Here is an 18,566-nt window from a genome sequence, read left to right as displayed (position 1 = left end):
CTCCGACCACCCGGGACGGATGCCGGTGCGACACACCAGGTCCGGATCGAGTAGGAAGTCGAGGCGACACGGATGGGGCTCGAGGAAAAACTGCCCGGTGGGTTCCTGTTGACGACGGTCGAGTCGATCGCTGGCTACGCACGCAAGGGATCCCTATGGCCAGCGACCTTCGGTCTCGCGTGCTGTGCGATCGAGATGATGGCCACCAGTTCCGGTCGCTATGACCTCGCCCGATTCGGCATGGAGGCCTTCCGCGCCTCCCCCCGGCAGGCCGACCTGATGATCGTCGCCGGCCGGGTCAGCCAGAAGATGGGGCCAGTGCTGCGGCAGGTGTACGACCAGATGGTCGAGCCGAAATGGGTACTGGCGATGGGGGTCTGCGCCTCGTCCGGCGGAATGTTCAACAACTACGCGATCGTGCAGGGCGTCGATCATCTGGTCCCGGTCGACATCTACCTGCCCGGCTGCCCGCCCCGCCCCGAGATGCTGCTCAACGCGATCATCGCGCTGCACGAGAAGATCGCGCAGATGCCGCTCGGGGTGAATCGGGAAGCGGCGGTGCAGGCCGCCGAGGCGGCCGCCCTCGCGGCCACCCCGACCATCGAGATGAGGGGGCTGCTGCGGTGACGGCGGACTCGCCGGAAGATCGGGCCGAGGGCCGGGTCGACGCGGAGGCGACGGCAGGGCCGGAGGGGAGCCCGCCCGCCGACGAATCCACCAGGCCCGATGTGATCGACGTCCGGCAGGGGATGTTCGGTGTCCGCGGCACCGGCGACACCTCCGGATACGGGCGCCTGCAGCGACCGGTGACCCTTCCTCCCGGCACCACCCGCCCGTTCGGGGGCTGGTTCGACACCGTCGCCGACGGACTCGACATGGCGCTGACCGAGGCCGGGGTGCCGCCGGGGGAGGCGATCGAGAAGGTCGTCGTGTTCCGCGACGAACTCACCTTCCACGTCCGGGCCAGACACCTGCCAGCGGTGGCACGCGCGTTACGGGACACTCCCGCACTGCGTTTCGAGATGTGCCTCGGTGTGAACGGTGTGCACTACCCGCAGGACTCCGGCCGGGAACTGCACGCCGTGTATCCGCTGCAGTCGATCACCTGGGGGCGCAGGCTTCGGCTGGAGGTGGCGGTGCCGGACGCGGACCCCCACGTGCCGTCGCTGTACGCCGTCTACCCGACCAACGACTGGCACGAGCGGGAGGCGTACGACTTCTTCGGCATCGTGTTCGACGGGCATCCGGCGCTGACCCGGATCCAGATGCCGGACGACTGGCAGGGCCATCCGCAGCGGAAGGATTACCCGCTCGGCGGTGTCCCGGTCGAGTACAAGGGGGCGCGGATCCCGCCACCCGATCAGCGGAGGGGGTACAGCTGATGAGCGGCGTTAGCGGCGACCCGATCGGCACCGTCTACAGTGCAGGCGGGCAGGATTGGGATGAGATCGTCGGTGCGGCAGCGCAATCCGGTGACGAACGGATCGTCGTCAACATGGGCCCGCAACATCCGTCGACGCATGGGGTGCTGCGGCTGATCCTCGAGATCGAGGGGGAGACGGTCACCGAGGCGAGGTGCGGGATCGGCTATCTGCACACCGGCATCGAGAAGAACCTGGAGTACCGCAGCTGGATTCAGGGGGTCACCTTCGTGACCCGGATGGATTACCTGTCCCCGTTCTTCAACGAGACCGCGTACTGCCTGGCCGTCGAGAAGCTGCTCGGCGTCACGGACCTGATTCCCGAGCGCGCCACCGTGATCCGGGTGCTGCTGATGGAGCTGAACCGGATCGCCTCGCACCTGGTCGCCCTGGCGACCGGCGGCATGGAGCTCGGTGCGGTCACCGCGATGCTGTTCGGATTCCGGGAACGGGAGCTGATCCTGGACGTGTTCGAGAAGTTCACCGGGTTGCGGATGAACCACGCCTACATCCGCCCCGGCGGCCTTGCGCAGGACGCGTCCGACGGCGCCATCGCCGCGGCGCGGGAGCTGCTCACCATTCTCCCGAACCGGTTGCGGGACATGGAGTTGATGCTCAATGAGAACCCGATCTGGAAGGCTCGGACCAAGGGCGTCGGCTACCTCGATCTGACCGGGTGCATGGCGCTCGGCATCACCGGACCGATCCTGCGCGCCACCGGCCTGCCGCACGACCTGCGGCGCGCCGAACCGTACTGTGGCTACGAGACCTACGACTTCGACGTCGTCACCGACAGCGGCAGCGACTGCTACGGCCGATATCTGATTCGGATCCGGGAGATGCGGGAATCGGTGAAGATCGCCCGGCAGTGCCTGGACCGGCTGCGGCCCGGCCCGGTCATGCTCGACGACAGGAAGATCGCCTGGCCGGCGGACCTCGCGCTCGGGCCGGACGGGCTTGGCAATTCGGCCGAACACATCGAACACATCATGGGCACCTCGATGGAGGCGCTGATCCACCACTTCAAGCTGGTCACCGAGGGCTTCCGGGTGCCTGCCGGGCAGGTGTACGTGGCCGTCGAGTCGCCCCGCGGCGAGCTGGGGGTGCACATGGTCAGTGACGGCGGCAGCAGACCGTACCGGGTGCACTACCGCGACCCGTCGTTCACCAACTTGCAGGCGGTGTCGGTGATGTGCGAGGGCGGCATGGTGGCGGACGTGATCGCCTCGGTGGCCAGCATCGATCCCGTCATGGGCGGGGTGGACCGGTGACCGCGGCGCACGGGTACCCGGCGGAGGTCCGGGTTCGGCTCGAGGTGGACGCCAAGGAGATCGTCGGCCGATACCCGCAGGCGCGGTCGGCGCTGCTGCCGCTGCTGCACCTGGTCCAGTCGGAGGACGGCCACGTCACCGCAGCCGGGATCGAATTCTGCGCCGCCCAAGTGGATCTCACGGCCGCGGAGGTGTCGGCGGTGGCCACCTTTTACTCGATGTACCGACGCAGCCCCACCGGGGACTACCTGGTCGGGGTGTGCACGAACACACTGTGCGCGGTGATGGGTGGCGACGCGATTCTCGACCGGCTCCGCACTCATCTCGGGCTCGACCCGGGACACACCGCCGCCGACGGCACCGTCACCCTCGAACACCTCGAGTGCAACGCGGCGTGTGACTACGCGCCGGTGGTGATGGTGAACTGGGAGTTCTTCGACAACCAGACGCCCGAGACGGCCGTCGAGTTGGTGGACACCCTGCGCGCGGGGGGCACGGCGATCCCGGTCCGCGGCGCACCACCGTGCACGTTCCGGGAGACCGAGCGGATCCTCGCTGGGTTCCCCGACCCCCGTCCGGACGCGGTGGATGCCGGCGCGGCCGGGGACGCCACCCTTGCCGGGCTGCGGGTTGCGAACGAACGGGGCATGCGGGCACCGGATCCCGCACCCGGGCCGGGCGCGGAGGGGGCGGAGCCGTCATGACCCTGACCCCGGTCCTGAGCCGCTACTGGGACGAGCCCCGATCGTGGACGCTCGAGACGTACCTGCGCCACGACGGCTACCGGGCACTGCGGACCGCGCTGGGGATGGACCCCGATGCGGTGATCGACGCGGTCAAGGCGGCGGGCCTACGCGGACGCGGCGGGGCGGGCTTCCCGACCGGGGTGAAATGGTCGTTCATCCCGCAGGATCGGGACGGAGCCGATGCCGCCCCGCACTACCTGGTGATCAACGCCGATGAGTCCGAGCCGGGCACCTGCAAGGACATGCCGCTGATGCTCGCCACCCCGCACGCCCTGATCGAAGGGGCGATCATCGCGGCGTATGCGATCCGCGCCGGGCAGGCATTCATCTACGTCCGCGGCGAGGTGCTGCCGGTGCTGCGCCGCCTGCAGACCGCGGTCACGCAGGCGTACACGGCCGGGTATCTCGGACGCGACATCCTCGGCAGCGGGGTCGACATCGACATCGTCGTGCACGCCGGGGCAGGCGCCTACATCTGCGGCGAGGAGACCGCGCTGCTCGACTCCCTCGAGGGCCGGCGCGGCCAGCCCCGGCTGCGGCCACCGTTCCCCGCGGTCGCGGGCCTGTACGCCAGCCCCACCGTCGTCAACAACGTCGAATCCATTGCGAGCGTGCCGCCGATCCTGCTGCACGGACCGGACTGGTTCCGGTCGATGGGCGGCGAGAAGTCGCCGGGATTTACGCTGTACTCGCTGTCCGGGCACGTGACCCGGCCGGGACAGTACGAGGCGCCCCTCGGGGTGACGCTGCGCGAACTGCTCGACTGTGCAGGCGGGGTGCGGGCCGGGCACCGGCTCAAGTTCTGGACCCCGGGAGGGTCGTCCACACCGCTCTTCACCGACGCGCACCTCGACGTGCCCCTGGACTACGAGGGTGTCGTCGGCGCCGGGTCGATGCTCGGCACCAAGGCGCTGCAGATCTTCGACGAGACGACCTGCGTGGTGCGGGCGGTGCTGCGCTGGACCCGGTTCTACGCACACGAATCCTGCGGCAAGTGCACCCCCTGCCGTGAGGGCACCTACTGGTTGGTGCAGGTGATGGAACGGATGGAGGCGGGCAACGGCACCGCGGCGGACCTGGAGACCCTTCTCGACATTGCCGATGGTGTCGCTGGAAAGTCGTTCTGCGCGTTGGGGGATGCCGCCGCGAGTCCGATCACGTCCTCGTTGACGTACTTCCGCGAGGAGTACCTGGCGCACTTCGAGCACGGTGGGTGTCCGTTCGATCCGGCGCTGTCCGAACTGACCACGGGGGGGACGCGATGACCGCCGACGAGCACCCCGCCGACCCGGTGACGCTGACGATCGACGGGGTCGAGGTCCGGGTCCCGAACGGCACCCTGGTGATCCGGGCGGCGGAACTGGTCGGCATCCAGATCCCGCGGTTCTGCGACCATCCGCTGCTCGAGCCGGTCGGGGCGTGCAGGCAATGCCTCGTCGAGGTGGAACTGCCGGGGCGCGAGCCCGGGGCGCCACCGGTGCGGCAACCGAAGCCGATGGCGTCCTGCACGATCGCCGCCACCGACGGAATGATCGTGCGCACCCAGCTCACCTCGCCCGCGGCGGACCGGGCGCAGCGCGGTGTGATGGAGATGCTGCTGATCAACCATCCACTGGACTGCCCGGTGTGCGACAAGGGCGGCGAGTGCCCGCTGCAGAACCAGGCGATGTCCAACGGCCGCAGTGAAACCCGCTTCGACGGCACCAAACGCACCTTCCCGAAGCCGATCCCGCTGTCCACCGAGGTCCTGCTGGACCGCGAGCGGTGTGTGCTGTGCGCCCGATGCACCCGCTTCTCCCAGCAGATCGCGGGCGACCCGTTCATCGACCTCCTCGAACGGGGTGCCCAGCAGCAGGTCGGGATCGGTGCGGGAGAGCCGTTCGAGTCCTACTTCTCCGGCAATACCGTGCAGATCTGTCCCGTCGGTGCCCTGACCGGAGCCGCGTACCGGTTCCGTGCCCGCCCGTTCGACCTGGTGTCCACGCCCAGCGTCTGCGAGCACTGCGCGTCCGGGTGCGCGCAGCGCACCGACCACCGGCGCGGCACGGTCCTGCGTCGCCTCGCGGGCGACGATCCCGAGGTCAACGAGGAATGGAACTGCGACAAGGGTCGGTGGGCGTTCGGCTATGCGACCTCCGACGACCGGCTGACCACCCCGCTGGTCCGCGGTGCGGACGGTCGCCTCGCACCCGCCTCCTGGTCGCAGGCGCTCGCGGTCGCGGCCCGCGGCCTGCGGGAGGCGGCGGGGGTTGGGGTGCTGCCCGGTGGTCGTCTCACCATCGAGGACGGCTATGCCTACGCGAAGTTCGCGCGAATCGCCATCGGCACCAATGACATCGACTTCCGGGCTCGGCCCCACTCCGCAGAGGAGGCGGCCTTCCTCGGCGCCAGGGTCGCGGGGCGAGGGCTGGGCGTCACCTACGCGGATCTCGACCACGCCCCGGTCGTGCTGCTCGTCGCGTTCGAACCCGAGGAGGAATCCCCGATCGTGTTCCTCCGCCTGCGGAAGGCGGTGCGCCGGTCGGGGACCGCGGTGCACGCGGTCGCCCCGTACCGGAGTCGCGGGCTGACGAAGCTGTCCGGTCGCCTGGTGCAGTCCGGGCCGGGCGGCGAGGCGGAGGTGCTGCGCACGCTCGGGGACGGCGACCTGCTCACCGCGCCGGGGACGGTGCTCCTGGTCGGCGAACGCGCCGCCGACTCACCGGGAACGCTCACCGCGGCAGTGGAACTGGCCGACCGCAGCGGGGCGCGGCTGGCCTGGATCCCCCGCCGCGCGGGGGAGCGGGGTGCGCTCGAGGCCGGTGCCTTCCCGACGCTGCTGCCCGGCGCGCACCCGGTCGCCGACCAGACGGCCCGGCGCCGGGTCGCGGCCCGCTGGAGCGTCGACGATCTGCCGGAGACGCTGGGCCGGGACACCGCGGCGATCCTGGACGCCGCCCGATCCGGCGCGCTTGGCGCGCTGGTGGTCGGTGGACTCGAGGTCGACGACCTCCCCGACCCGGCTGCCGCACGGGACGCGATCGCGGCCGCGGCGTTCGTGGTCTCGCTCGAACTCCGACGCAGCGACGTCACCGACCTCGCCGACGTCGTGTTCCCGGTGGCCCCCGTCGCCGAGAAGGACGGCAGCTTCGTCGACTGGGAGGGCAGGGACCGCCCCTTCCCCGCGGCCCTCATCGGGGGGACCGCCATCCCGGATCATCGGGTACTGCACGCGCTCTCGGCGAGCCTGGGGCGGCCGATCGGGCTGCCCGACGTCGCAACCGCACGCGCCGAACTCCGCGCGATCGGCCGATGGGATGGGGCGCCGGTGGCGGCCCCGGCGGCGGCCGGGGTGCCGCCGCGCCTGCCGGGACCGGGGCAGGCGGTCCTGTGCGGCTGGCGGCAACTCCTCGACTCCGGTCGGCTGCAGGACGGCGAACCGCACCTCGCTGGCACCGCACACGCCCCGGTGGCGCGGATCTCCGCGGACACCGCAACCGAGATCGGCTGCCGCGACGGTGACCCGCTCACCGTCAGCACCGACCGTGGCACCGTCACCCTGCCCGTCGCGGTCACCGATATGCCCGAGCGGGTGGTGTGGCTGCCGATGTATTCGCCGGGCAGCGCCGTCCACCGCGACCTCGGTGTGTCCGTGGGCGCCGTGGTCCGGATCCGACCGGCCCGAGTGCACGGTGGGGAGGCGCGATGACGCCGCTCCTCGCCGCGGGCAGCGACCTGTCCGCATTCGGCCGCGACCCGTGGTGGCTGGTGGTCGGGAAGGCGTTGGCGATCTTCGTCTTTCTGATCCTGACGCCGCTGGTCGCCCTCCTCGCCGAGCGCAAGGTGATGGCGTGGATGCAGATGCGGGTCGGACCGAACCGGGTCGGCCCCCGCGGCACCCTGCAGTCCCTCGCGGACGGCATCAAGCTCGCCCTCAAGGAGGGCATCGTCCCCGCCGGGGTGGACAAGCCGGTCTACCTGCTGGCCCCGATCATCGCGATCGTCCCCGCGATCATGGCGTTCGCGGTGATCCCGTTCGGCCCGGAGGTGTCGGTGTTCGGGCACCGCACCCCGCTGCAACTGACTGACCTGCAGGTCGCGGTCCTCTACGTGCTGGCGGTCACGTCGGTCGGGGTCTACGGAATCGTCCTCGCCGGCTGGGCGTCCGGGTCGACGTATCCGCTGCTCGGCGGCCTACGGTCGACCGCCCAGGTGATCTCCTACGAGGTGGCGATGGGCCTGTCGTTCGCGGCGGTCTTCCTCGACGCGGGCACCATGAGCACCTCCGGCATCGTCGCGTCCCAGGTCGGAACCTGGTATGTCTTCCTGCTGCTGCCCTCGTTCCTGATCTACGTGACGTCGATGGTCGGGGAAACCAACCGCGCACCGTTCGACCTGCCGGAGGCGGAGGGGGAACTGGTCGGCGGCTTTCACACCGAGTATTCGTCGCTGCGGTTCGCGATGTTCATGCTCGCCGAGTACATCAACATGGTCACCGTGTCGGCGCTCGCGACGACGCTGTTCCTCGGCGGCTGGCACGCGCCGTGGCCGATCAGCATCTGGGACGGCGCGAATTCCGGCTGGTGGCCGGTGCTGTGGTTCACCGCGAAGGTCTGGGGCTTCCTGTTCGTCTTCATCTGGCTGCGCGCCACCCTGCCGCGGCTGCGCTACGACCAGTTCATGAACCTCGGCTGGAAGGTACTGATCCCGGCGTCGCTGCTGTGGGTGATGCTGGTGGCTGCGGCGCGGGCCCTGCGGCTCGCGGGCCACGACGTCGCCACCACCTCGATCGTGCTCGCAGGCGGGATCGTCGGCGTTGCGTTGATCGCGGTGATCGCGCGGGCGCTGCGGCACCGCCGAGGGGGTGCCGCGGCGCCACAACAACAACCGGAGCCGCCGTTCGACCCGATGGCGGGTGGCTTCCCGGTGCCGCCGCTGCCCGGCCAGACCCTGCCCGGCCACGATCATGCCGTTGGAGGTCCACGATGACCGGATTCCTCGACGCCCTCGCCGGTTTCGGCGTCACCTTCGGGACGATGTTCAAGAAACCCAACACCGAGTTCTACCCCGAACAGAAGCCGCCGACCGCCCCCGGCTACCACGGACGGCACCAGCTGAACCGGCACCCGGACGGGTTGGAGAAGTGCATCGGCTGCGAACTGTGCGCCTGGGCCTGCCCGGCCGACGCGATCTACGTGGAGGGCGCCGACAACACCGAGGACGAACGATTCGCCCCCGGCGAGCGGTACGGCAGGGTGTACCAGATCAACTACCTCCGGTGCATCGGATGTGGGCTCTGCGTCGAGGCCTGCCCGACCCGGGCCCTGACGATGACCGACGCGTACGAAGAACTCGTCGACGACAACCGCGCCGACCTGATCTTCGGCAAGGACCGGCTGCTCGCGCCGCTGCAACCCGGAATGACCGCCCCTCCCCATCCGATGGCGCCGGGCAGCACCGACGAGGACTACTACCGCGGCACCATCACCCCCCGTGAGTCCTTTCGGCCCACACCGGGACCGGAAGGACTCACGGGCGAGGGGGCGGACTCGTGACGGCGGGCGGTGCGCTGGCGGCCGCCGTGCTCGCAGAACCGCTGACGCGGACCTCGGACGGGGAGGCCGTGCAGTTCTGGATCCTCGGTGCGCTCTGCGTGATTGGTGCGCTCGGCGTGGTGTGTGCTCCGAAGGCGGTGTACTCGGCGATCTTCCTTGCGATGACGATGATCATCCTCGCGTTCTTCTACATTGCGCAGGAGGCGCTGTTCCTCGGGGTCGTCCAGATCGTCGTCTACACCGGCGCGGTGATGATGCTGTTCCTGTTCGTCCTGATGCTGATCGGTGTCGACTCGTCCGACTCGCTGGTGGAAACCCTTCGCGGACAGCGGGTTGCCGCCGCCGTCGCGGGCATCGGCTTCGGCGTTCTGCTGATCGGCGGAATCGGCAGCGTGACGGTGTCCACCTTCGCCGGGCTGCCCGACGCGAACGTCGCTCCCGGTCCGGACGGCACGCTCGGCAACGTGCCCGCGCTGGCGGAGCTGATCTTCCTGCGGTATGTGTGGGCCTTCGAGCTGACCGGTGGCCTGCTGATCGTGGCGACGATCGGCGCGATGGTGCTCGCCCACCGGGAACGGATCGACCCCAAGCCGGACCAGAGGGCGCTGGCGGAGCAGCGGTTCCGGGACGGCGGCCAGGTCACCCCGCTCCCGAGCCCCGGCGTCTACGCCAGGCACAACGCGGTCGACATGGCGGCCCTGCTCCCGGACGGTTCCCCGGCACCCGGGTCCGTCAGCGGCATCCTCACACCCCGGCGGAGCAAGAAGGAGGGGGAGCGGTGAACCCGGAGAACTACCTGTACCTGTCGGCGCTGCTGTTCACCATCGGCGGCGCCGGAGTGTTGCTGCGCCGCAACGCGATCGTGGTGTTCATGTGCATCGAACTGATGCTTAACGCGACGAATCTCGCATTCGTGACGTTCGCCCGCATGCACGGCAACCTCGACGGGCACGTGTTCGCGTTCTTCACGATGGTCGTCGCCGCCGCCGAGGTGGTCGTCGGGCTGGCGATCATCATGGCCATCTTCCGCACCCGCCGGTCGGCCTCGGTCGACGTCGCGAATCTCCTCAAGTTCTGATGACGGCCGGAATCTGGCTCCTCGTTGCCCTGCCCGCGGCAGGTGCCGCCGCGCTGCTGCTCGTGGGCAGGCGCGGCGACCGGTGGGGGCACCTGCTCGGGTGTGCCACCGCGATCGCGTCGTTCGTGGTGGCGCTCGCACTGTTCGCCGGGATGCTCGGCCGCGACAGCGCGGACCGCGCTCTGCACGAAACCCTGCTGCGCTGGGTTCCGGTCGCGGGGCTGCGGGTCGATTTCGGGCTCCAACTCGACGAGCTGTCGGTGTGCTTCGCGCTGCTGATCACCGGTGTCGGGTCGCTGATCCACGTCTACTCGGTCGGGTACATGGCTGCCGACCCGGGACGGCGGCGGTTCTTCGGATACCTGAATCTGTTCCTCGCCGCGATGCTGCTGCTGGTGCTCGCCGACAACTATCTCGGCCTGTACCTGGGCTGGGAGGGCGTCGGTCTCGCGTCGTACCTGCTGATCGGCTTCTGGCAGCACCGGCCGAGCGCCGCCGCGGCGGCGAAGAAGGCGTTCGTGGTGAACCGGGTCGGCGACATCGGGCTGGCGGTCGCGTTGATGATCATGTTCGCGACGTTCGGCACCCTCTCCTACTCCGGCGTGTTCGGCGGTGTCGACGACGCGGGCCAGGGCACCGTCACGGCGCTCGGACTGATGCTGCTGCTCGCCGCGTGCGGCAAGTCCGCGCAGGTGCCGCTGCAGTCGTGGCTCGGGGACGCGATGGAGGGCCCGACCCCGGTGTCCGCGTTGATCCACGCCGCGACGATGGTGACCGCCGGCGTCTACCTGATCACCCGGTCCGGCGCGATCTTCGATGCGGCACCCGCCGCCCGCGCGGGCGTGGTGATCGTCGGTGCGGTCACCCTACTGTTCGGCGCGATCATCGGCTGCGCGAAGGACGACATCAAGAAGGCGCTCGCCGCGTCGACGATGAGCCAGATCGGGTACATGGTCCTCGCCGCCGGGCTCGGGCCCGCCGGATACGCGTTCGCGATCATGCACCTGCTCACCCACGGCTTCTTCAAGGCCGGCCTCTTCCTCGGTGCCGGGTCGGTGATGCACGCGATGAACGACGAGGTCGACATGCGCCGCTACGGCGGGCTGCGCATCGTCATGCCGATCACGTTCGCCACCTTCGGGTTCGGCTACCTCGCGATCATCGGGATTCCGCCGTTCGCCGGGTTCTTCTCAAAGGACAAGATCATCGAGGTCGCGTTCGGTGCGGGCGGTGTGCCGGGGCTGCTGCTCGGCGGTGCCGCGCTGCTCGGCGCCGGGATCACCGCGTTCTACATGACGCGGGTGATGCTGATGACCTTCTTCGGGACACGCCGATGGCGCAGCGACGCGCACCCGCACGAGTCGCCTGCGGTGATGACCGGGCCGATGCTGCTGATCGCGATCGGGTCGGTGTGCTCCGGCTTCCTCCTTGCCACCGGGGGAGCGTTGCAGGGGTGGCTCGCGCCCGTCGTCGGGGAACACCATGCCGACCTCCCGGTCCCGGCCTGGACGATCACCCTCACCACCCTCGCGGTGGTGCTGGTCGGGATCGCGATCGGGGTCCGCCAGTATGCGGGGGCCCGGATCCCGGTCGAGGCTCCGGCGGAAGTGTCGGCCGTGACGGTCGCCACGCGCCGCGACCTGTACGGCGACGCCGTCAACGAGGCGGTGTTCATGCGGCCCGGTGCTGCCCTCACCCGGGCGTTGTCGGTCGTGGACGACCGGGGGGTCGACGGGGTCGTTGCCGGGGTCGCGGGCGGCGTCGCGGGAGCATCGACGCGAGTCCGCAAGCTGCAGAACGGATTCGTGCGGACCTATGCGGCCTACATGTTCCTCGGCGCGGCCGCGGCGGTCGCGATGCTGGCGTTGGTGAGGTGATCGTGGACGGGTTCGCGTGGTTGAGCGCACTGTGGCTGACGCCGCTCGTCGGCGCCGCGCTCGTCGGGTGCCTGCCGTCCCGCAGGCGGGACGCGGTGAGGTGGGTCGCGCTCGGTGCGGCACTCGTGGTGTTGGCGGTGGCGGTGGTCGTCGCGGTCCGGTTCGATCCCGGCGGTGACCGGTTCCAGTTCGTCGAATCCCACGCGTGGATACCGTCGTTCGGCACCCGCTACGAACTTGGTGTCGATGGGATCGCGTTGGTCCTGGTGTTGTTGACGGCCGTGCTGGTGCCGGTGCTCCTGCTCGCGGGGTGGCGGGACGGCACCGGGGGCAGCGGCAACGCGGAGGCGGTCGCCCGCAGCAGGCGCCCCGTGCACACCCACGTCGGGCTGGTCCTGATCGTAGAGTCGATGGTGCTGATGTCGTTCCTGTCCCTCGACATCCTGCTGTTCTACATCTTCTTCGAGGCGATGCTGATCCCGATGTACTTCCTGATCGGCGGCTTCGGTGACGCGCGGGGACCGCGGGCTGCGGTGAAGTTCCTGCTGTACAACCTGTTCGGTGGCCTGATCATGCTGGCCGCGGTGATCGGTCTGTACGCGGTCACCGCCGGCGGGTCGAGTCCGTTCGCCTCCGGCACCTTCGACTTCCGCGCGATCGCGGACGCGGTGTCGGCGGGCACCCTGACGATCGACGCGCCCGTCGCCAACGCGCTGTTCCTCGGGTTCCTCTTCGCCTTCGCGGTGAAGGCCCCACTGTGGCCGCTGCACACCTGGCTGCCCGACGCCGCCGTGCATTCCACCCCGTCCACCGCCGTGCTGATGATGGCGGTGGTCGACAAGGTCGGGACGTTCGGCATGCTGCGGTACTGCGTGCAACTGTTCCCCGAGAGCACCCGCACCTTCGCGCCGGTGATCGTGACGCTCGCGGTGATCGGCATCGTGTACGGCGCGCTGGTCGCGATCGGGCAGGCCGACATCATGCGCCTGATCGCCTACACCTCGATCTCACACTTCGGGTTCATCGTGCTGGGGGTATTCGCGCTGACCAGCCAGTCCCAGGGCGGGGCGGCCCTGTACATGGTCAACCACGGGCTCTCCACCGCGGCGCTGATGCTGATCGCCGGCTTCCTGATCGCGCGCCGCGGGTCCCGGGCCATCGGCGACTACGGCGGCGTGCAGTCCAGTGCCCCGATCCTGGCCGGGACCTTCCTCGTCGCGGGTCTCGCCACCCTGTCGCTCCCCGGTCTGGCGCCGTTCATCAGTGAATTTCTGGTGCTGGTCGGCACATTCACCCGCTATCCGGCGGTCGCGGTCGTCGCGACCAGTGCGCTGGTGCTCTCCGCGGTCTACATCCTGTGGCTGTACCAGCGGGTGATGACCGGGCAGGCAGGTGCCGACCACGACCGGGTGCGGGACCTGGTTCCGCGCGAAATCGCCGTGGTGGCACCGCTCGTCGTGCTGCTGCTGGTGCTCGGCTTCTATCCGCGTCCCGCACTGGACGCAATCACACCCGCGGTCGCCGACACCCTGACCGCCGTGCACCAGGAGGATCCCGCACCGACCGTCCCGGTGACGGAGGCCGAACAGGGAGGGGGACCGCGGTGAACCCGAGTGCCGCACCGCTCGTGCTCGCGCAGGCGCCGCTTCCGGTGCCCGACATCGAGTACGGCAAGCTCGCGCCGATGCTGATCGTGTTCGCGGTCGCGGTGCTCGGGGTGCTGGTCGAGGCGTTCGCCCCGGCCCGGGCGCGGTACGGCAGCCACCTGGTCCTCGCGGTCGGCGGTCTTGGTGCCGCGTTCGTCGCGGTGCTGCTGCTGCGCGACACCAGGGGAACCGCGGTGGCGGGGGCGGTGATCATCGACGGCCCGACCCTGTTCCTGCAGGGGTCGATCCTGCTGGTCGCCCTCCTGTCGGTCCTGCTGATCGCCGAGCGTGGCCTCGAGCGCGCGGGGATCCCGGCGAACGCGGATGCGGAGGCCGTCGCGGACGCGTTCACACCGCAGGCGTCGGTGGTGCCCGGCAGCGTCGCGGAGCGGGCGGCCATCCAGGCGGGCGTCACCCGCACCGAGGTGTTTCCGCTGACCCTGTTCGCCGTCGGCGGCATGCTGCTGTTCCCCGCGTCGGGGGACCTGCTCACGATGTTCGTTGCGCTCGAGGTGCTGTCATTGCCGCTGTACCTGCTGTGCGGGCTGGCCCGCAGGCAGCGGGTCCTGTCGCAGGAAGCGGCACTGAAGTACTTTCTGCTCGGCGCCTTTTCGTCGGCATTCTTCCTGTACGGCGTGGCCTTCCTGTACGGGGAGACGGGCACCGTGCGGCTGTCGGGCATCGCGGAGCGCACCGCGTCGGGCGGCACCGCCCTCGCGCTGATCGGCACCGCGTTGCTGTCGGTCGGGCTGCTGTTCAAGGTGGGTGCGGTCCCCTTCCACACCTGGATCCCCGACGTCTACCAGGGCGCGCCAACCCCGATCACGGCGTTCATGTCGGCGGCAACGAAGATCGCGGCGTTCGGGGCGATGCTGCGGATCTTGATGGTGGCCCTGCCGGGGCTGCGGGACGACTGGCGTCCGCTGCTGTGGGCGGCGGCGATCCTGACGATGGTGGTCGGATCGGTGTTGGCGGTCACCCAGACCGATGTGAAGCGGATGCTCGCGTACTCGTCGATCGCGCATGCCGGCTTCCTCCTGACCGGGGTGGCGGCCGCCGATCGGGCCGGCCTGGCCGCGACGCTGTTCTACCTGGTCGCGTACGGGTTCGGGTCGGTTGCGGCGTTCGCGATCGTCGGCCTGGTCCGCGGTCCGACGGCCGAGGCGACGCACCTGTCGCACTGGGCGGGGCTGGGTCGGCGGTCACCGCTGATCGCGGGCACCTTCGCGGTGCTGCTGCTCTCGTTCGCGGGCATTCCGCTGACGGCCGGGTTCACCAGCAAGTTCGCGGTGTTCTCGGCTGCGGCGGGCGCGGGCGCGGTTCCGCTGGTGGTGGTCGGCGTGGTGTGCAGCGCGATCGCGGCGTTCTTCTATGTGCGGGTGATCGTGCTGATGTTCTTCTCCGACCTGCCGGAGTCGCCGCCGCAGGTCGTGGTGCCGAGCCCGCTGACGACGGCGTCGGTCGCGGTGGGTGCGGCGGTGACGGTGTTGCTCGGCGTCGTGCCGCAACCGGTGCTGGATCTGGCGGAGCGGGCGGCGCAGTTCCTGCAGTGACGCCTGCCCTCGGCCGCCCGTGACCGATCCGAGACAGCGATTCTGCGTCTTGGGCGTGCGTTCGTATGCCGGACAGGCCCGCACAGGCCCGCATCCGCTGTGATCTGGCTCACAATAACGTAACGATAACAAACTATCTCGCGAATGGTCTCGACCCGGAGCGACCAGCGCGAATCGAGTGTACGAAAGTGGTGGTCTGGACATCCGACCGGGACTGTGACGGCGAAAACCCCTGGTTTGCAAGGGCGCTCGTCGTCCGTATCGTCGGTGACGGCTCAGAGATCGACGAGCAGCACGCTCACCGAGTCACCTGCCGGACCGCCGCCTCGTCTGCCCCCGCGGATCCGGACCCGAGAACCACCCCCCAGGGGCAGCGACGAGACCATCGCGGAATCCATCGCGGTGCTCATTCCACTCCGACATCGGACTCCGGCCTCGTACGCGGCTGCGAAAGGAACCCTCTCGAATGACCATCACCCGTATTCAGACCACCACCTCCAAGGCGAAGAAGGCCCTCGGCTGGGTGGCCGTGACGGGCGCGCTCGTCGCCGTCCCGATGGGACTGGCCACCGGCACCGCGAGTGCCAACAACTGGGATGCCGTCGCGCAGTGCGAGAGCGGCGGCAACTGGGGCACCAACACGGGCAACGGCTACTCCGGCGGCCTGCAGTTCACCCCGAGCACCTGGGCCGCCTACGGCGGCACCGGATCACCCGAGAACGCCTCCAAGGCAGAGCAGATTCGGGTCGCCGAGAACGTGCTGGCCGGCCAGGGCGCTGGCGCGTGGCCGGTGTGCGGGCAGTACCTCTGAACTGCAACAGAACTGACGTCCTGATGCGCCGCTGACAGCGGTGCTCGACAGCGGTGGCCACCCCCACTCCTCGCGAGTGCGGGTGGCCACTTCGCTGTTGTTCGGGTGCGGTCGAGGTGATTCGATGGAGTCGAGTCCGTACGGGTCGTTCGATGGTGAAGGAGTGTCGATGCGAATTCTGGTGGCGGGTGCAACGGGCGTCATCGGGAAGGCCCTCGTTCCGGAGTTGGTCGCCGCCGGGCATGAGGTCTGGGGAATCACCCGCAGGGCCGCTGCTGCGTCATGGCTCGAATCTGCTGGGGTACACCCGGTTACGTTGGACATCTACGATGCCTCCGCCGTTGATTCGGTGGTGGCGGGCGTGGCGCCGGACGTGATCATGCATCAGCTGACCGCGTTGTCGGAGTATGACCTCGCGGCCAACGCCCGCATTCGCACCGTCGCCACCCGCACGCTCGTCGATGCGGCGCGGGCGCACGGCATCGAGAGGATGGTCGCGCAGTCCATCTCGTTCGTGTATCCGCCCGGCCTCGGGTCGGCCACCGAGGCCGACCCGATCGACGCGGCGGCGACCGCCACCCTCGACGGCGTTCGCGCCCTCGAATCGGCGGTGGCTGAACTGGCGGGGGGAGTGGTGCTGCGGTACGGCACCCTGTACGGCCCGGGCACCTGGTACGCCCCGGACGGGACCATGGCGGAGAAGGCACGGGCGGGAGACCTGCCCGCCGGCGACCAGGTCAGTTGCTTCCTCCATGTGAAGGACGCGGCCGCCGCCGCGGTGGCCGCGGTGAGCTGGCCGGCCGGGGTGGTCAACGTCGTCGATGACGAGCCCGCTGCGGCCGACGTCTGGGTGCCGATCTATGCCGAGTCGGTCGGCGCTCCCGCGCCGACCGTCCGAGCCGACCTCGGCCCGGGCCGTCCGGTCTCGAATGCCCGCGCCCGGGCACTCGGCTGGACGCCCCGGCACCCCAGCTGGCGGGACGGTTTCGTGACCGCCAACGGCTGATCACGCCCCGGGCGGGCTATCGGAGCATCGACCCCGTCGCGGTGAACCGCTCGTGGAACGAGAACGCCTCACCGAGCAGGTGCGGGGTGTGCCCAACGCCCGGCTGCGCCTGCGCCCGGGCCAGGTAGTCGTGCAGCATCGGCCGGAAGCTGGGATGTGCGCAGTTGTCGATCACCAGTCGGGCACGTTTGCGGGGGGAGAGCCCGCGCAGGTCCGCCAGCCCCTGTTCGGTGACGAGCACCTGCACGTCGTGCTCGGTGTGGTCGACGTGCGGCACCATCGGCACGATCGACGAGATCTGACCGTCCTTCGCGGTGGACGGGCTCAGGAACAGTGACACGTACCCGTTGCGGGCGAAGTCACCTGACCCGCCGATGCCGTTCATGATCCGCGTGCCCATCACGTGCGTCGAGTTGACGTTGCCGTAGATGTCGGCCTCGAGCATGCCGTTCATCGCGATGATCCCGAGCCTGCGCACCACCTCGGGATGGTTGCTGATCTCCTGGGGTCGCAGCGTGATGCGGCTGCGGTAGAAGTCGATGTTGTCGGTGAGCTCTGCGAGACCCTTCGCGGACAGCGCCAGCGAGGTCGCCGAGGCATGCGCGACGGTGCCGTCCTTGATCAGCCGCAGCATCGAGTCCTGGATGACCTCGGAATAGCAGGTCAGATTCCGGTAGCCACCGCGGTCGAGGCCGCCGAGGACCGCGTTCGCCACATTGCCGATCCCGGCCTGCAGCGGCAGCAGGGTGTCGGCGGGCAGGCGCCCCGCCGTGACCTCGTGCGCGAAGAAGTCGACGACGTGCCCGGCAATCGCGAGGCTCACCTCGTCGGGTTCGGTCAGGGCGCTGGCGCTGTCCGGGGTGTTCGTTTCGACGACGGCCACCACCTTCGCCGGGTCCACCCGGAACGTCGGCTGCCCGATCCGATCCTCCACCCGGGTCAGTTCGAGCGGGGTGCGGTGCGGTGGGAGCGCGGTGCCGTAGTAGATGTCGTGCATGCCCTCCATGGCCGTCGGCACCCACGAGTTGACCTCGAGGATGATCCGGTCGGCGACGTCGAGCCAGGTCTTGTTGTTGCCGACGGATGCGGACGGGATCAGGTCGCCGGACTCGGTGATGCCGGAGATCTCGACGATCGCGACATCCACCCGGCCGTAGTAGCCCTCCCACACCTGCTGCGCGACGTGCGAGAGGTGGATGTCGACATAGTCCATCCGGCCGTCGTTGATCTTGCGGCGGGCAGTCGGCTCCGACTGGTAGGGCATCCGCAGCGCGATGCCGTCGATCTCGGCAAGGGCCCGTTCGGTGTGCGCGGACACCGAGGCGCCGGTGAGCAGATTGATGGTGAAGTTTGAGCCCTCCCCGCGCACGCCGTGGATCCGCTCGGCCAGCGCGGGGATCACGGCCTTCGGGGTGCCTGCCGAGGCGAAACCGCTGATCGCAACGGTGTCGCCCGGGTGAATCTGCGCCGCTGCGGCAGCCGCCGTTGTCACCTTGGCTGCGAAGGTGGAGTTGTGGATCCTGCTCACGATCTGCTCGTTCCCTGCGTGGATGTGATGTTTAGCAGGGCTAAATGCTATCGGCCGCCGATCACCGCCCCGATGGTGGCCCACCTCACGCACAC

General features: G+C 69.6%; 15 protein-coding genes and 1 pseudogene. 15 read left to right on the top strand and 1 reads right to left on the bottom strand.

The window, feature by feature from the left end; translation table 11 throughout:
• Positions 1-72 precede the first annotated feature (72 nt).
• The 15 genes and pseudogenes from ACFWQG_RS15490 to ACFWQG_RS15420 all read left to right on the top strand — a co-directional run bounded on the left by ACFWQG_RS15490 (position 73) and on the right by ACFWQG_RS15420 (position 16,943).
• Positions 73-627 carry a NuoB/complex I 20 kDa subunit family protein gene (locus ACFWQG_RS15490; RefSeq protein ID WP_378508510.1) on the top strand — a complete coding sequence of 185 codons (555 nt, stop codon included), beginning with the start codon at positions 73-75 and terminating at the stop codon, positions 625-627.
• Complete coding sequence (locus ACFWQG_RS15485) at positions 624-1,382, top strand: NADH-quinone oxidoreductase subunit C (RefSeq protein ID WP_378508509.1); 759 nt, start codon at positions 624-626, stop codon at positions 1,380-1,382. The genes ACFWQG_RS15490 and ACFWQG_RS15485 overlap by 4 nt, the downstream gene beginning before the upstream one ends.
• On the top strand, positions 1,382-2,692 hold the full coding sequence (gene nuoD, locus ACFWQG_RS15480; RefSeq protein WP_378508508.1) for an NADH dehydrogenase (quinone) subunit D: 1,311 nt from the start codon (positions 1,382-1,384) through the stop codon (positions 2,690-2,692). The genes ACFWQG_RS15485 and nuoD overlap by 1 nt, the downstream gene beginning before the upstream one ends.
• Entirely contained in the window at positions 2,689-3,396 is a 708-nt protein-coding gene (gene nuoE / locus ACFWQG_RS15475) for an NADH-quinone oxidoreductase subunit NuoE (protein ID WP_378508507.1), read from the top strand. The genes nuoD and nuoE overlap by 4 nt, the downstream gene beginning before the upstream one ends.
• On the top strand, positions 3,393-4,703 hold the full coding sequence (nuoF, locus tag ACFWQG_RS15470; RefSeq protein ID WP_378508506.1) for an NADH-quinone oxidoreductase subunit NuoF: 1,311 nt from the start codon (positions 3,393-3,395) through the stop codon (positions 4,701-4,703). Before nuoE ends, nuoF begins: the two co-directional genes overlap by 4 nt.
• Entirely contained in the window at positions 4,700-7,126 is a 2,427-nt protein-coding gene (locus ACFWQG_RS15465; protein WP_378508505.1) for an NADH-quinone oxidoreductase subunit G, read from the top strand. Before nuoF ends, ACFWQG_RS15465 begins: the two co-directional genes overlap by 4 nt.
• Positions 7,123-8,406: an NADH-quinone oxidoreductase subunit NuoH gene (gene nuoH, locus ACFWQG_RS15460; RefSeq protein WP_378508504.1), complete on the top strand. Its 1,284-nt coding sequence runs from the start codon at positions 7,123-7,125 to the stop codon at positions 8,404-8,406. The genes ACFWQG_RS15465 and nuoH overlap by 4 nt, the downstream gene beginning before the upstream one ends.
• Positions 8,403-8,972 (top strand): NADH-quinone oxidoreductase subunit NuoI, encoded by a 570-nt coding sequence (gene nuoI, locus ACFWQG_RS15455; RefSeq protein WP_378508503.1) that lies wholly within the window; start codon positions 8,403-8,405, stop codon positions 8,970-8,972. The genes nuoH and nuoI overlap by 4 nt, the downstream gene beginning before the upstream one ends.
• Positions 8,969-9,754: an NADH-quinone oxidoreductase subunit J gene (locus ACFWQG_RS15450; protein ID WP_378508502.1), complete on the top strand. Its 786-nt coding sequence runs from the start codon at positions 8,969-8,971 to the stop codon at positions 9,752-9,754. Before nuoI ends, ACFWQG_RS15450 begins: the two co-directional genes overlap by 4 nt.
• Positions 9,751-10,050 carry an NADH-quinone oxidoreductase subunit NuoK gene (nuoK, locus tag ACFWQG_RS15445; protein ID WP_378508501.1) on the top strand — a complete coding sequence of 100 codons (300 nt, stop codon included), beginning with the start codon at positions 9,751-9,753 and terminating at the stop codon, positions 10,048-10,050. The genes ACFWQG_RS15450 and nuoK overlap by 4 nt, the downstream gene beginning before the upstream one ends.
• Positions 10,050-11,927, top strand: a complete 1,878-nt coding sequence (gene nuoL, locus ACFWQG_RS15440) for an NADH-quinone oxidoreductase subunit L (RefSeq protein WP_378508500.1) — start codon at positions 10,050-10,052, stop codon at positions 11,925-11,927. The genes nuoK and nuoL overlap by 1 nt, the downstream gene beginning before the upstream one ends.
• A gap of 2 nt (positions 11,928-11,929) precedes the next feature.
• On the top strand, positions 11,930-13,534 hold the full coding sequence (locus ACFWQG_RS15435; RefSeq protein WP_378508499.1) for an NADH-quinone oxidoreductase subunit M: 1,605 nt from the start codon (positions 11,930-11,932) through the stop codon (positions 13,532-13,534).
• A 77-nt stretch (positions 13,535-13,611) separates the two neighbouring features.
• Complete coding sequence (gene nuoN / locus ACFWQG_RS15430) at positions 13,612-15,126, top strand: NADH-quinone oxidoreductase subunit NuoN (protein ID WP_378508593.1); 1,515 nt, start codon at positions 13,612-13,614, stop codon at positions 15,124-15,126.
• Between the two features lie 466 nt (positions 15,127-15,592).
• Positions 15,593-15,934: pseudogene (locus tag ACFWQG_RS15425) on the top strand (transglycosylase family protein); the annotation flags it as partial.
• 172 nt (positions 15,935-16,106) lie between these two features.
• Positions 16,107-16,943, top strand: a complete 837-nt coding sequence (locus ACFWQG_RS15420; protein ID WP_378508498.1) for an NAD-dependent epimerase/dehydratase family protein — start codon at positions 16,107-16,109, stop codon at positions 16,941-16,943.
• Between the two features lie 16 nt (positions 16,944-16,959).
• Here the strand turns inward: ACFWQG_RS15420 and ACFWQG_RS15415 are convergent, their stop codons facing one another.
• Positions 16,960-18,471: an acetyl-CoA hydrolase/transferase family protein gene (locus tag ACFWQG_RS15415; protein ID WP_378508497.1), complete on the bottom strand. Its 1,512-nt coding sequence runs from the start codon at positions 18,469-18,471 to the stop codon at positions 16,960-16,962.
• Between the last annotated feature and the right edge of the window lie 95 nt (positions 18,472-18,566).

The sequence above is a fragment of the Rhodococcus sp. NPDC058532 genome, from assembly GCF_042719255.1.
Lineage (GTDB): Bacteria > Actinomycetota > Actinomycetes > Mycobacteriales > Mycobacteriaceae > Rhodococcus_G.
The sequence above is the reverse complement of the archived record's forward strand: the minus strand, read 5'-3'. Positions and strand labels throughout refer to the sequence as shown.